This window comes from Enterobacter sp. EC_64 (assembly GCF_019584165.1).
Classification (GTDB): Bacteria; Pseudomonadota; Gammaproteobacteria; order Enterobacterales; family Enterobacteriaceae; genus Enterobacter; species Enterobacter roggenkampii.
On sequence record NZ_VDAS01000004.1, the window covers coordinates 99109 to 111654 of the forward strand.

Annotated in this window: 12 protein-coding genes, 1 other RNA gene and 1 pseudogene; 10 read left to right on the top strand and 4 right to left on the bottom strand. The window is 57.6% G+C overall.

All coding sequences use genetic code 11. The annotated features are described in order from the left end of the window. The first annotated feature begins 26 nt into the window (after positions 1 to 26). Positions 27 to 845 (top strand): HMP-PP phosphatase, encoded by an 819-nt coding sequence (gene cof / locus FHC52_RS04610; protein WP_126288734.1) that lies wholly within the window; start codon positions 27 to 29, stop codon positions 843 to 845. 40 nt (positions 846 to 885) lie between these two features. Here cof and FHC52_RS04615 read toward each other — a convergent pair whose 3' ends face one another. Continuing rightward, entirely contained in the window at positions 886 to 1932 is a 1047-nt protein-coding gene (locus FHC52_RS04615) for a PLP-dependent cysteine synthase family protein (RefSeq protein WP_008503308.1), read from the bottom strand. Between the two features lie 115 nt (positions 1933 to 2047). Between FHC52_RS04615 and FHC52_RS04620 the strand changes: the two genes are divergently transcribed. The 5 genes from FHC52_RS04620 to amtB all read left to right on the top strand — a co-directional run bounded on the left by FHC52_RS04620 (position 2048) and on the right by amtB (position 7967). Next, entirely contained in the window at positions 2048 to 2506 is a 459-nt protein-coding gene (locus FHC52_RS04620; RefSeq protein ID WP_008503307.1) for an Lrp/AsnC family transcriptional regulator, read from the top strand. Between the two features lie 30 nt (positions 2507 to 2536). Continuing rightward, positions 2537 to 4309: a SmdA family multidrug ABC transporter permease/ATP-binding protein gene (locus FHC52_RS04625; protein ID WP_021241647.1), complete on the top strand. Its 1773-nt coding sequence runs from the start codon at positions 2537 to 2539 to the stop codon at positions 4307 to 4309. After that, complete coding sequence (locus FHC52_RS04630; protein ID WP_044597083.1) at positions 4302 to 6083, top strand: SmdB family multidrug efflux ABC transporter permease/ATP-binding protein; 1782 nt, start codon at positions 4302 to 4304, stop codon at positions 6081 to 6083. The genes FHC52_RS04625 and FHC52_RS04630 overlap by 8 nt, the downstream gene beginning before the upstream one ends. A 220-nt stretch (positions 6084 to 6303) precedes the next feature. Then, positions 6304 to 6642, top strand: coding sequence for a P-II family nitrogen regulator (gene glnK / locus FHC52_RS04635; protein WP_008503304.1), 339 nt, complete (start codon positions 6304 to 6306; stop codon positions 6640 to 6642). Between the two features lie 35 nt (positions 6643 to 6677). Continuing rightward, on the top strand, positions 6678 to 7967 hold the full coding sequence (amtB, locus tag FHC52_RS04640; protein WP_008503303.1) for an ammonium transporter AmtB: 1290 nt from the start codon (positions 6678 to 6680) through the stop codon (positions 7965 to 7967). A gap of 95 nt (positions 7968 to 8062) precedes the next feature. On the opposite strand, the gene tesB is transcribed toward amtB, so the two are convergent. Beyond that, positions 8063 to 8923, bottom strand: a complete 861-nt coding sequence (gene tesB / locus FHC52_RS04645) for an acyl-CoA thioesterase II (protein ID WP_023293157.1) — start codon at positions 8921 to 8923, stop codon at positions 8063 to 8065. 203 nt (positions 8924 to 9126) lie between these two features. Here tesB and FHC52_RS04650 point away from each other — a divergent pair, with 203 nt between their 5' ends. Further along, on the top strand, positions 9127 to 9654 hold the full coding sequence (locus tag FHC52_RS04650; protein ID WP_008503301.1) for a YbaY family lipoprotein: 528 nt from the start codon (positions 9127 to 9129) through the stop codon (positions 9652 to 9654). Between the two features lie 32 nt (positions 9655 to 9686). Here FHC52_RS04650 and FHC52_RS04655 read toward each other — a convergent pair. Next, a pseudogene (locus FHC52_RS04655) lies at positions 9687 to 10084 on the bottom strand (MGMT family protein). 84 nt (positions 10085 to 10168) lie between these two features. On the opposite strand from FHC52_RS04655, the gene ffs reads away from it, so the two are divergent. From ffs to FHC52_RS04670, 3 genes are all read left to right on the top strand, one after another. Beyond that, positions 10169 to 10265, top strand: an RNA gene (gene ffs / locus FHC52_RS04660) — signal recognition particle sRNA small type. A 261-nt stretch (positions 10266 to 10526) separates the two neighbouring features. Continuing rightward, a complete protein-coding gene (locus FHC52_RS04665; protein WP_021241644.1) occupies positions 10527 to 10778 on the top strand; it encodes a hypothetical protein in 252 nt (83 codons plus the stop codon). Then, positions 10775 to 10990: a hypothetical protein gene (locus FHC52_RS04670; protein WP_008503298.1), complete on the top strand. Its 216-nt coding sequence runs from the start codon at positions 10775 to 10777 to the stop codon at positions 10988 to 10990. Before FHC52_RS04665 ends, FHC52_RS04670 begins: the two co-directional genes overlap by 4 nt. A gap of 83 nt (positions 10991 to 11073) precedes the next feature. Here the strand turns inward: FHC52_RS04670 and FHC52_RS04675 are convergent, their stop codons facing one another. Next, the gene (locus FHC52_RS04675) at positions 11074 to 12495 is read right to left on the bottom strand and encodes a PLP-dependent aminotransferase family protein (RefSeq protein WP_046091585.1); all 1422 of its coding nucleotides are present in this window, start codon (positions 12493 to 12495) and stop codon (positions 11074 to 11076) included. Between the last annotated feature and the right edge of the window lie 51 nt (positions 12496 to 12546).

The following is a 12546-nucleotide window of genomic DNA, read 5'->3' on the forward strand; positions in this document are numbered from 1 at the left end:
AACCGCATCACATTTCGGGAGTAATCATGGCTCGGCTCGCTGCATTTGATATGGACGGTACGCTGTTAATGCCGGATCACCGTTTAGGGGAGAAAACCCTGAACACGCTGAAGCGCCTGCACGAGCGTAATGTCACCCTGACGTTTGCCACCGGGCGTCATGTTCTGGAAATGCGCCACCTGCTGGGCGCGTTTTCCCTCGACGCCTTTCTGATCACCGGCAACGGGACGCGAATTCACTCCGTAGAAGGCGATGTGCTGTACCGACAGGATCTCAATCCGGAAGTGGCGGATATCGTGCTGCACAGTACCTGGGACACGCAGGCCAGCATCCACGTCTTTAACGATCGGGGCTGGTTTACCGGAAGCAACATCCCGGAATTATTGCACGCGCATGTATACAGCGGCTTTAAATACCAGCTTATCGATCTGCGCCGGATCCCCGCCCATGCGGTGACCAAGATCTGCTTCTGCGGCGATCACGACGATCTCTGTCGCTTACGGATCCAACTGAATGAGGTGCTGGGCGACCGGGCGCACCTGACCTTCTCGGCGGTGGATTGCCTGGAAGTGCTGCCGGTGGGCTGTAACAAAGGTTCCGCTCTGGCGGTGCTGAGCGACCACCTGGGATTAACGCTGCAGGAGTGTATGGCGTTCGGTGACGCCATGAACGACCGCGAAATGCTGGGTAGCGTAGGTCGCGGTCTGATCATGGGGAATGCGATGGCGCAGCTGAAAGCAGAACTTCCCCATCTGCCGGTTATCGGTCACTGCCGTAATGAAGCAGTGTCCCATTTTTTGACGCATTGGCTGGACAATAACAACCTCCCATATTCCCCCGAATAGTGAGACCCTTCCAGCAAGCCAGGCTTCGGTCTGGCTTTTTTTATTTCAGCAGTTGAGCAATCTGCGCCTTCCAGGGGGCGATATCACCGATGTTGGCCTGCACCCACTCCGCATTGTAGTAGGTCTCGAGATAACGCTCGCCGCTGTCGCACAGCAGCGTGACGATGGAACCGGTGCGTCCCGCTTCGCGCATACGTGCGGCAAGCTGCAGCGCGCCCCACATATTGGTGCCCGTCGAGGCGCCCACTTTGCGGCCCAGCTGCGTTTCCAGCCAGTGCGCCGTTGCCACGCTGGCGGCATCCGGCACGCGCATCATCTCGTCCACAACGTCGGGGATGAAAGAGGGCTCAACGCGCGGACGGCCAATCCCTTCAATTTTACTCCCCACCGGGCTGCGCAGACCGGCATCGCGGTTTTGCCAGTAGTCGAGGAACACGGAGTTCTGCGGGTCAACTACCATCAGCTGGGTATCGTAACCCTGACAGCGGATATAGCGTCCGATCGTGGCTGACGTACCGCCGGTACCGGCGCTCATCACAATGTAGGACGGAACCGGATGCGGTTCGTGGGTCATCTGGCGGAAAATACTGTCGGCAATGTTGTTATTCCCGCGCCAGTCCGTTGCGCGCTCGGCGAAGGTGAACTGGTCCATATAGTGGCCGTTCAGCTCACGAGCCAGCATTTCAGAGGCGGCGTAGATTTCGCAGGCGCTTTCCACAAAGTGGCAGCGACCGCCGTAAAATTCGATCTGTTCGATTTTGCGTTTTGCGGTGCAGGAGGGCATCACCGCAATAAACGGCAGGCCCAGCAGGCGGGCGAAATAGGCTTCGGACACCGCCGTTGAACCGGAAGAGGATTCAATGATGGTGGTGCCTTCTTTAATCCAGCCGTTACATAAACCGTATAAAAACAGCGAGCGCGCCAGGCGATGCTTCAGGCTGCCGGTAGGATGGGTGCTTTCATCTTTCAGATAGAGCTGAATGCCGTCAAATCCCGGCAGGGAAAGGCGAATCAGGTGCGTATCCGCCGAGCGCTGATAGTCGGCATTGATTTCGCTGATCGCATGTTTAACCCAGGTGCTATTCATCGTCGTTATCCGTTTGTCATTTTGTGCCTAGCATAGCGAAAAGCACAGAAAAAATTGTTGCTATCTGGCCTTTGAAATAGAATTAAGGGAGAAAAATTTTCTCTGTGAGGTGGGTATGCTAGATAAAATTGACCGCAAGCTCCTTTCATTGCTGCAAAGTGACTGTACCCTCTCTTTGCAGGCGCTGGCAGATGCCGTTAATCTGACCACCACCCCGTGCTGGAAGCGGCTTAAGAAGCTGGAAGATGACGGTATTCTTCTGGGGCGCGTCGCGCTGTTAGATCCTGAAAAACTGGGGCTTGGGTTGACGGCATTTGTGCTGATAAAAACCCAGCATCACAGCAGCGAGTGGTATTGCCGCTTCGTTACCCAGGTGTCTGAGATGCCCGAAGTGCTCGGTTTCTGGCGTATGGCCGGCGAGTACGATTACCTGATGCGCGTCCAGGTGGCCGACATGAAGCGTTATGATGACTTCTACAAGCGGCTGGTGAACAGCGTGCCGGGGTTATCGGACGTCACCTCAAGCTTCGCTATGGAACAGATTAAATACACCACAGCATTACCCATTGAATAACTTCGTAAAATACCTTCAGGAACAAACCGCGTGCGATTATTTGCCCAATTAAGCTGGTACTTTCGTCGGGAGTGGCAACGCTACCTCGGTGCAGTCGCCCTGCTTATTATCATTGCTATCCTGCAGCTGATCCCGCCGAAAGTGGTGGGCTACGTCGTGGATGGCGTCACCGAACAGCATTACACTACCGCACGGGTGTTGATGTGGGTTGGCACGCTGGTGCTGACGGCGGTCATTGTTTATCTGCTGCGCTACGTCTGGCGCGTGCTGCTGTTTGGTGCGTCCTATCAGCTGGCCGTTGAGCTGCGTGAAGATTTTTATCGCCAGCTGAGTCGACAGCATCCCGAATTTTATCTGCGCCATCGCACCGGGGATCTTATCGCGCGCGCGACTAACGACGTCGATCGCGTGGTCTTTGCCGCCGGGGAAGGGGTGCTGACGCTGGTGGACTCGCTGGTAATGGGCTGCGCGGTGCTGATCGTCATGTCAACGCAGATCAGCTGGCAGCTGACCCTGCTGGCGCTGCTGCCGATGCCGCTCATGGCGCTGGCGATCAATCGCTACGGCGAACAGCTGCACGAGCGCTTCAAGCTGGCGCAGGCGGCGTTTTCGTCGCTGAACGATCGCACCCAGGAGAGCATGACCAGCATCCGCATGATCAAAGCGTTTGGTCTGGAAGACCGGCAGTCCGCGCTGTTTGCCGCCGATGCGGCCGACACGGGGGCGAAAAACATGCGCGTCGCGCGTATTGACGCGCGATTTGATCCAACGATTTATATCGCAATCGGCATGGCAAATATGCTGGCGATTGGCGGCGGTAGCTGGATGGTGGTGCAGGGCACGCTCACCCTGGGCCAGTTGACCAGCTTTGCCATGTATCTGGGGCTGATGATCTGGCCGATGCTGGCGCTGGCCTGGATGTTTAACATCGTGGAGCGCGGCAGCGCCGCCTACAGCCGTATTCGCGCCATGCTGGCCGAAGCGCCGGTGGTCAATGACGGCAGCGAAGCGTTGCCGGAAGGACGCGGCGTCATGAAAGTCGACGTCCGCAAGTTTATCTATCCGCAAACGGAACATCCGGTACTGGAGAACGTCAGTTTTACCCTTCAGCCGGGCCAGATGCTCGGCATCTGCGGCCCGACGGGATCCGGTAAAAGCACCGTGCTGTCGCTTCTCCAGCGCCACTTTGACGTCACCGAGGGCGATATTCGTTTCCATGATATTCCGCTGACCAGGCTGCTGCTGGATGAGTGGCGTGGTCGCCTGGCGGTTGTCAGCCAGACGCCGTTTCTTTTTTCTGACACCGTGGCGAACAACATCGCGCTTGGGTGCCCTGCGGCAACGCAGGAAGAGATCGAGCATGTGGCGCGTTTAGCCAGCGTACATGATGATATTTTGCGCCTGCCGCAGGGGTACGAAACGGAAGTCGGGGAACGCGGCGTCATGCTGTCCGGCGGGCAAAAACAGCGTATCTCCATTGCCCGCGCGCTGCTGCTCAATGCCGAGATCCTGATTCTGGACGATGCGCTCTCCGCCGTGGACGGCCGTACCGAGCATCAGATCCTGCATAACCTGCGCCAGTGGGGCGACGGACGCACGATAATTATCAGTGCCCACCGTTTGTCAGCGCTTACCGAAGCCAGCGAAATTCTGGTCTTGCAGCACGGCCATATTGCCCAGCGCGGGCAGCATGAAACGCTTAGCGAGCAGCCGGGCTGGTATCGCGATATGTACCGCTATCAGCAGCTTGAGGCTGCGCTGGACGATGCGCCGGAGCAGGATGAGGAGGCCGCCAATGCGTAAGCTTGGAACGATGTGGCCGACGCTCAAACGTCTGCTGGCCTACGGCTCGCCGTGGCGTAAACCGCTCTCCGTTGCCGTGCTTTTACTCTGGATTGCGGCGATTGCCGAAGTGAGCGGACCGCTGCTCATCAGCTATTTCATCGACAATATGGTCGCCAAAAGCTACCTGCCGCTCGGGCTGGTGGCGGGGTTAGGCGTGGCCTACGTTGGGTTGCAGCTGGCGGCGGCAGGGCTGCACTATGCGCAGTCGCTGTTGTTTAACCGTGCCGCCGTGGGCGTGGTTCAGCAGTTGCGTACCGATGTGATGGACGCGGCGCTTCGCCAGCCGCTCAGCGAATTTGATACCCAGCCGGTCGGGCAGGTGATTTCGCGCGTGACTAACGATACCGAGGTGATCCGCGATCTGTACGTCACCGTGGTGGCAACCGTGCTGCGCAGCGCGGCGCTGATTGGCGCGATGCTGGTGGCGATGTTCAGCCTCGACTGGCGCATGGCGCTGGTGGCGATAACGATCTTCCCGGCGGTGCTGATCGTCATGGTGATTTACCAGCGTTACAGCACGCCAATTGTGCGCCGGGTGCGCGCCTATCTGGCCGATATCAACGATGGCTTCAACGAAGTGATCAACGGCATGAGCGTCATCCAGCAGTTCCGCCAGCAGGCGCGCTTTGGCGAGCGCATGGGCGAAGCCAGCCGTTCGCACTATATGGCGCGTATGCAGACGCTGCGCCTGGACGGTTTCCTGCTGCGACCGCTGCTGAGCCTGTTCTCGGCGCTGGTGCTTTGCGGGCTGCTGATGCTCTTTGGCCTGAGCGCAAACGGTACGATTGAAGTGGGCGTGCTGTACGCTTTCATTAGCTATCTTGGACGCCTTAACGAGCCGCTGATCGAACTCACTACGCAGCAATCGATGCTGCAACAGGCGGTTGTCGCCGGTGAGCGCGTCTTTGAGCTGATGGACAGGCCGCGCCAGGCCTACGGCAATGACGAGCGACCTCTGCAAAGCGGGGCTATCACCTTTGATAACGTCTCGTTTGCCTATCGCGAAGACCGTCTGGTGCTGCAGGACATTACGCTCGATGTGCCGTCACGCGGTTTCGTCGCGCTGGTGGGCCACACCGGCAGCGGTAAAAGCACGCTCGCCAGCCTGCTGATGGGCTACTATCCGGTCACGCAAGGCGAAATCCGCCTCGACGGACGTCCGCTCGCGTCGCTCAGCCACACGGTGTTACGCAAAGGCGTTGCGATGGTGCAGCAGGATCCGGTCGTGCTGGCCGATACCTTCTACGCCAACGTAACCCTGGGACGGGACTATTCAGAAGCGCAGGTTTGGGCGGTACTGGAAACGGTGCAGCTGGCAGACCTGGCGCGCGGGTTTAGCGACGGGATCAACACGAAGCTGGGCGAGCAGGGCAACAACCTCTCCGTGGGGCAAAAACAGCTCCTGGCGCTGGCGCGCGTCCTGATTGAAACGCCGCAGGTGCTGATTCTGGACGAAGCCACGGCCAGCATAGATTCTGGAACCGAGCAGGCGATTCAGCAGGCGCTGGCCGCCGTACGCGACCATACGACGCTGGTGGTGATTGCTCACCGGCTCTCCACCATCGTCGACGCGGACACGATTCTGGTGCTGCATCGCGGACAGGCCGTGGAGCGCGGTACGCACCGCGAGCTGCTGGAAGCACAAGGGCGCTACTGGCAGATGTACCAGCTGCAGCTGGCGGGCGAAGAGCTGGCCGCCAGTGTGCGTGATGAAGAGTCCCTTAGCGCCTGATGCACTAAAATGAGGCGCCGCGCTAACAGTCATTCCTGTTGGTGCAAAACTGAAACGCACCCTGCACCGGCATGGTGCGTTTTTTTTCACCGGTTCATTTATCAGAACCGTGTAACGCACATCGCGCCGCGATTCCCTCACGTTTTCATTTCTGGCACATCCCTTGCAATACCTTCCGGGTAAGCTGCGGCCATTACCGAATTCTGACTGGAGGGGATCTATGAAGCTGGTTACGGTTGTAATCAAACCATTCAAACTCGAAGACGTGCGTGAAGCATTGTCTTCAATGGGTATTCAGGGACTGACTGTCACCGAAGTGAAAGGCTTTGGTCGTCAGAAGGGTCATGCCGAGCTTTATCGCGGGGCGGAATACAGCGTTAACTTTCTGCCAAAAGTAAAAATTGATGTCGCGATTGCTGACGATCAGCTTGATGAAGTCATTGATGTCATTAGCAAAGCGGCCTACACCGGCAAAATTGGCGACGGCAAAATTTTCGTTGCCGAACTGCAGCGCGTCATTCGCATCCGTACCGGCGAATCTGACGAAGCGGCACTGTAATTAACGCCTGGCACACAGTGATAGGGATCGAGAAAATGAAGATAGCAACACTTAAAACGGGTCTGGGTTCGCTGGCGCTGCTGCCGGGCCTGGCGCTGGCTGCTGCCCCTGCGGTGGCCGACAAAGCCGATAACGCCTTTATGATGATCAGCACCGCGCTGGTGCTGTTCATGTCCATTCCGGGCATTGCGCTGTTCTACGGCGGTCTGATCCGTGGCAAAAACGTTCTCTCCATGCTGACGCAGGTTGCCGTGACGTTTGCACTGGTCTGCGTGCTTTGGGTGGTTTACGGTTACTCTCTGGCGTTCGGCACGGGTAACGCGTTCTTTGGTAACTTCGACTGGGTGATGCTGAAAAACATTGAACTGACCGCGCTGATGGGCAGCTTCTATCAGTATATTCACGTGGCGTTCCAGGGCTCGTTCGCCTGCATTACCGTCGGGCTGATCGTGGGCGCGCTCGCCGAGCGCATTCGTTTCTCTGCGGTCCTGATCTTCGTGGTGGTCTGGCTGACGCTCTCCTATGTGCCGATTGCGCACATGGTCTGGGGCGGTGGTCTGCTGGCCACGCACGGCGCGCTGGACTTCGCGGGCGGTACCGTTGTCCACATTAACGCCGCGGTCGCGGGTCTGGTGGGCGCTTATCTGATTGGCAAACGCGTCGGCTTCGGTAAAGAGGCGTTCAAACCGCACAACCTGCCGATGGTCTTTACCGGTACTGCGATCCTCTACTTTGGCTGGTTTGGCTTCAACGCCGGCTCAGCCAGTGCCGCGAACGAAATCGCCGCGCTGGCCTTCGTGAACACCGTTGTAGCCACGGCGGGTGCAATCCTCTCCTGGGTGTTTGGCGAGTGGGCGGTGCGCGGTAAACCTTCCCTGCTGGGTGCCTGTTCAGGTGCGATTGCCGGTCTGGTTGGTATCACTCCTGCGTGTGGTTATGTCGGTGTCGGCGGTGCGCTGCTGGTCGGCCTGGTGTCGGGTCTGGCGGGTCTGTGGGGCGTCACCGCACTGAAACGCGTGCTGCGCGTGGATGACCCTTGCGATGTGTTCGGCGTGCACGGCGTGTGCGGAATTGTCGGCTGTATCATGACCGGTATCTTCGCGGCGAAATCGCTCGGTGGCGTGGGCTACGCAGAAGGCGTCACCATGGTTCATCAGGTGCTGGTGCAGCTGGAAAGCATCGCTATCACCGTGGTGTGGTCTGCGGTCGTCGCTTTCATCGGCTACAAGCTGGCGGACATGACGGTCGGCCTGCGCGTACCGGAAGAGCAGGAGCGCGAAGGTCTGGATGTGAACAGCCACGGCGAGAATGCGTATAACGCATGATCTGAGTGTCTTGCCGGGTGGCGGCTTCGCCTTACCCGGCCTACAACAGCACAAAACGTAGGCCCGGTAAGCGTCTCGCCACCGGGCTTTTTACATCAACCTCTGTTACGCATCACCCCTTCCTGCACCGTTGAAGCGACCAGCACGCCGTCCTGAGTATAAAACTCCCCACGCACAAACCCGCGGGCGCTGGATGCCGACGTACTCTCCACGCTGTAGAGCAGCCACTCGTTCATGTTGAAGGGACGGTGGAACCACATCGAGTGATCGATCGTCGCGACCTGCATCCCTTTTTCGAGGAAGCCGACGCCGTGCGGCTGCAGCGCCACCGGCAGGAAGTTGAAGTCAGACGCATAGCCCAGCAGATACTGATGGACGCGGAAATCTTCCGGCACGGTGCCGTTGGCGCGGATCCACACCTGACGCTTTGGCTCGGCGGTGTGGCCCTTCATCGGGTTGTGGAACTCGACGGGGCGGATCTCAAGCGGCTTATCGCAGAGAAACTTCTCTTTAACCTGCGGCGGCAGCAGATGCGCCAATGCGCGAGCGATATCCGTTTCCGATTTAAGATCGTCCGGCGAGGGGGCAGGGGGCATGACCTTCTGATGCTCGTAGCCCGGCTCCGGTGCCTGGAAAGAGGCGGTCATGTAAAAGATCGGCTTACCGTTCTGGATGGCCGCGACGCGGCGCGCGCTGAAGCTGTTGCCGTCTCGCAGAACTTCAACGTCATACACGATGGGTTTGGCGCTATCGCCAGGGCGTAAAAAGTAGCTGTGGAATGAATGCACCAGACGGTCTGCCGGGACAGTCTCCTTTGCAGCGTACAGCGCTTGTCCAACGACTTGCCCACCGAAGACCTGGCGTAAGCCTAAATCTTCGCTCTGTCCGCGAAAGAGTCCTTCCTCAATTTTTTCCAGATTCAGTAATGTCAGCAGATTGTTCAGTGCCTGACTCATAGTTGTCCTCAATAAACGCCGTAGCGAAAGATAGGCAGAGTATAACGCAGAAATGAAAGTGGTCCGATGGGTAGAATAATCTGAATATCGGGATGATTTCAGGCATTAATCAGTGAGTTGTGCCACACTTAAAAACGTTATGTGATTGAAACGACATCGGATGGGATCGATCCCGCTGGTGCATTGATGATAAGGAGACTTCAATGAAACTCGTGCCTATGCTAAGTGGTGTAGCGATTGCGGTGGCGTTGTCCGCCTGTGCCGGTAAGAGCGCCCAGGTGCCAGTGCCAGCAGCTGACCCGAACGGGATTAATACCCTTTCGCAGCAGTCCATTCAGCAGCCTAACGTTTCCGGTACCATCTGGATTAAACAGAAAGTTGCGTTGCCGCCGGATGCGGTATTAACGGTGACGCTGTCTGATGCTTCCCTGGCCGACGCGCCGTCGAAAGTCGTGGCCCAGCGTGCCGTCCGTACTGAAGGCAAGCAGGCGCCGTTTAGCTTCGTGTTGCCGTATAACCCGTCGGACGTGCAGCCTAATGCCCGTATTCTGCTGAGCGCAGCGGTCACCATCAACGGTAAGCTGGTGTTTATCACCGATACGGTCCAGGAAGCGATTAACAACGGTGGAACCAAAATCGACCTGAACCTGGTGCCAGTACAGCAGACCGAAGTGCCGGTCGCACCGCAAACCAATCAGCCGTCTCTGCCAACCCCACCGACGCAGATGTAATGTGGTTAGTCCCCTCTCCTTCGGGAGAGGGGTCAGTACACCCACCGGTACTTCTGTAAATCGATCTGACCCGACCCTGACACCTGCACCCCTTCTGAAAGTAACGCCTGACGCTGACGCTGGAGATCCGGCCCGGTGAGTGAGATGGCGCCATGACGGTTCACCACTCGATGCCAGGGCAACGTACTGCCTTCCGGCAGCCGTTTCAGGACGCCTCCAACCTGTCGCGCCGCGCGCGGGGAACCGGCCAGGCGCGCGACATCACCATAGGTGGTGACATAGCCTTCCGGGATTGATGCCACGATTTGCCATACGCGCTGTGGAAAAGAGTCCTGCTCGTCCATACCTTCACCTGCGGGGAGTTTCTGGAGAGCCATGGTAAACGAAGATCGCCCTGATTGCTGCGCCTGTTTGCGCAAGAAACCAGCATCCGGTTCCTGGCGGCTTGCAATTGGGCCTTCGCACAGGGATAATGCGCCAGCGCGTTGGTTATCAACGCTCTCAATGGGGGCTCTGTTGGTTCTCCCGCAACGCTACTCTGTTCACCAGGTCAGGTCCGGAAGGAAGCAGCCAGGGCAGACGACGTGTGTGCCGGGATGTAGCTGGCAGGGCCCCCACCCATTTCTGAGCCTCTGCGTTCTTCCCTGATTTTGCCTCTTCCCTGGACGTTATTCCCTAATAAGATTATGCCTATAGCATGTAATATATATTTCATCGTGCTGAAATATTATTGTCATAAACTTGTAATAATAGTCGGGCATTTTATCGTTGGCCGTCTATTTTCTGGCATAACTCAAAAAAATATATATCTGGATAACATTGTTAACTTCGTGTATTAAATAAAGTACTTATTCCGAAGGGAAGTGATAAACATGGCTACAGCGGTATTAAACGTTAAGATTGATGACGCGCTAAAAGAAAGGCTTCGCCACTATGCGGAAGTGAATAACGAGAATTTAAGCGTGACGACAGAGAAACTGCTGCTGCTGGCGTTCGAGGCAGTAGAAGAGGCGGGAGTATCGGAAGAGGATATTGATAATCAGCATACGGAAGAAGAGAATGTTTCTCCATTTACTCCTAAAGAAATCAAGGCTCTACGTAAACTTCTGAAGAAGAGAAAATGAAACAACAACTGTCTACTGCCAGTGACTACAAAGAGGCCTGCGATTTGTTGCGTTCAGGCTACGTGAAGCATGTACGTCTTGGCTGGAATGTCGGAAGTGATGAGTTCTTTCGTATTGCGTCTGACTGGTGTGATACTGGCGCAAAAATAAAGAAAGACGGTGAAAACTTCGTTATTTCACTGAAAGGGTTTCCTATTCCTGCTCAGCATTAATTCCGGACTGGTGAAAACTGCTGACTGTATCCATGACAGTCAGCAGTTTTTATTTTTTATGATCGGCTTCAAACTTTTTGCTATTAAATCACGCTGCGTTTAACGGCTGGCACGTTTTTATTCAGAGCGAGCCATAACGGTTTAATCCTCAGCAGCGCCTGTTCAAGCTCTGTCGGCTCGAGCGAGAAGGGCATCCGCAAATAGCGGTCAAACGCACCCGATAAACCAAACCGCGTACCGGTCCCCAGATTTATCCCCAGAATCTCAGCCCGCGCGGCAAGCTGAGTCGCCAGCATGCCGGGGAGCTCAATCCAGTATGAGAGCCCGCCCTCTGCTTCATGGAATGTCCACTCCGGGAAATGTTCACGCAGCAGTTCACCGCATCGATCGCGTCGTTCCGCCAGCATTTTGCGGCGTGCGGGTAGAAACGTCTCGCTGTTGTTGATGAGCCACAGCGCCGCCAGCTGTTCCAGCAGCGGCGAGCCTAAATCCAGCGTATCGCGCGTCTGGGCAAGCGTGGCGATCGTGCGCGAGGACGCGCGGATCCAGCCGAGACGCAGCCCGCCCCAGAAGCTTTTTCCGGCAGAACCTAAGGTGATGACGGTGGCCTGCGGGTTAAAGGAGGCCAGCGGGGGCGGAGGAGGGGCGTCAAACCAGAGATCCACCATCGTTTCATCCACCACCAGCGTCGTACGGGTTTGCGCAGCAATATCGGTAATGGCCTGACGGGTCGCGACATCCATGCAGCGCCCGGTGGGGTTATGAAAATCAGGCATCAGGTACGCCAGGCGCGGCGCGGTCTGGGCAAGCGTGGCGGCGAAGCCGTCCGTATCCCAGCCCGTTTCCGGCAGCGACACCCCCACGGGCCGACACTGCGCGCCCTGAATGGCGGCAATCGCCAGCGGATAGGTGGGGTGATCGACCACGACGCGATCCCCGGGCCCGGTCATCATCCGCAGGACCAGCGCGAAGCCGCTGACGGCGCCATTGACCACCATCACTTCGTCCGCGCGGGTGGGAAGGCCCCGCGCGGTGTAGCGCGCAGCGATGGCCTCCCGCAGCGTCGGGAGCCCTAGCTGATCGTAACCCGTCAGCGCGAGGTGCTGCGTAATGGCCGTGAGCGCGTGGGTATACGCCTGGTGGATTTCCGGCCCGGCATTGAGGGCGGCAGTGGAGAGATCCAGTGCGGCACTCGCCGCGGAAAGCGTGGGAACGGCGCGCGTATCCGGGAGGATCACGCGTGACCCGCTGCCGTGGCGGCTTTCAAGATATCCCTCCTCGCGCAGATGGGCGAGGGCGCTGCTGATGGTGGTCCGGCTCACGTCCAGCGCCGTGGCCAGCTCGCGCTCCCCCGGTAGCCGTGTATTCAATGCCAGACGTCCGTCAAGGATTAACAGGCGCAGCGCATCGGCCAGCTGCCGCCAGAGCGGCGTGCGGGATGAGGTTTGCTGCCAGTGGCCTAAAAGGCGTACCAGAGACTGGCTTCCGAAGCGACGTGACGACATGTGCAGTCCACTATTTGAAAACTGGACATTAATCATAGTGCCATTTTAGGT

Bases quoted from the DNA above. Each gene is read 5' to 3' on its own strand.
- amtB (WP_008503303.1), top strand. From the start codon at position 6,678: ATGAAGATAGCAACACTTAAAACGGGTCTGGGTTCGCTGGCGCTGCTG.
- FHC52_RS04630 (WP_044597083.1), top strand. From the start codon at position 4,302: ATGCGTAAGCTTGGAACGATGTGGCCGACGCTCAAACGTCTGCTGGCC.
- FHC52_RS04650 (WP_008503301.1), top strand. From the start codon at position 9,127: ATGAAACTCGTGCCTATGCTAAGTGGTGTAGCGATTGCGGTGGCGTTG.
- tesB (WP_023293157.1), bottom strand. From the start codon at position 8,923: ATGAGTCAGGCACTGAACAATCTGCTGACATTACTGAATCTGGAAAAA.
- FHC52_RS04665 (WP_021241644.1), top strand. From the start codon at position 10,527: ATGGCTACAGCGGTATTAAACGTTAAGATTGATGACGCGCTAAAAGAA.
- cof (WP_126288734.1), top strand. From the start codon at position 27: ATGGCTCGGCTCGCTGCATTTGATATGGACGGTACGCTGTTAATGCCG.
- glnK (WP_008503304.1), top strand. From the start codon at position 6,304: ATGAAGCTGGTTACGGTTGTAATCAAACCATTCAAACTCGAAGACGTG.
- FHC52_RS04670 (WP_008503298.1), top strand. From the start codon at position 10,775: ATGAAACAACAACTGTCTACTGCCAGTGACTACAAAGAGGCCTGCGAT.
- FHC52_RS04615 (WP_008503308.1), bottom strand. From the start codon at position 1,932: ATGAATAGCACCTGGGTTAAACATGCGATCAGCGAAATCAATGCCGAC.
- FHC52_RS04620 (WP_008503307.1), top strand. From the start codon at position 2,048: ATGCTAGATAAAATTGACCGCAAGCTCCTTTCATTGCTGCAAAGTGAC.
- FHC52_RS04675 (WP_046091585.1), bottom strand. From the start codon at position 12,495: ATGTCGTCACGTCGCTTCGGAAGCCAGTCTCTGGTACGCCTTTTAGGC.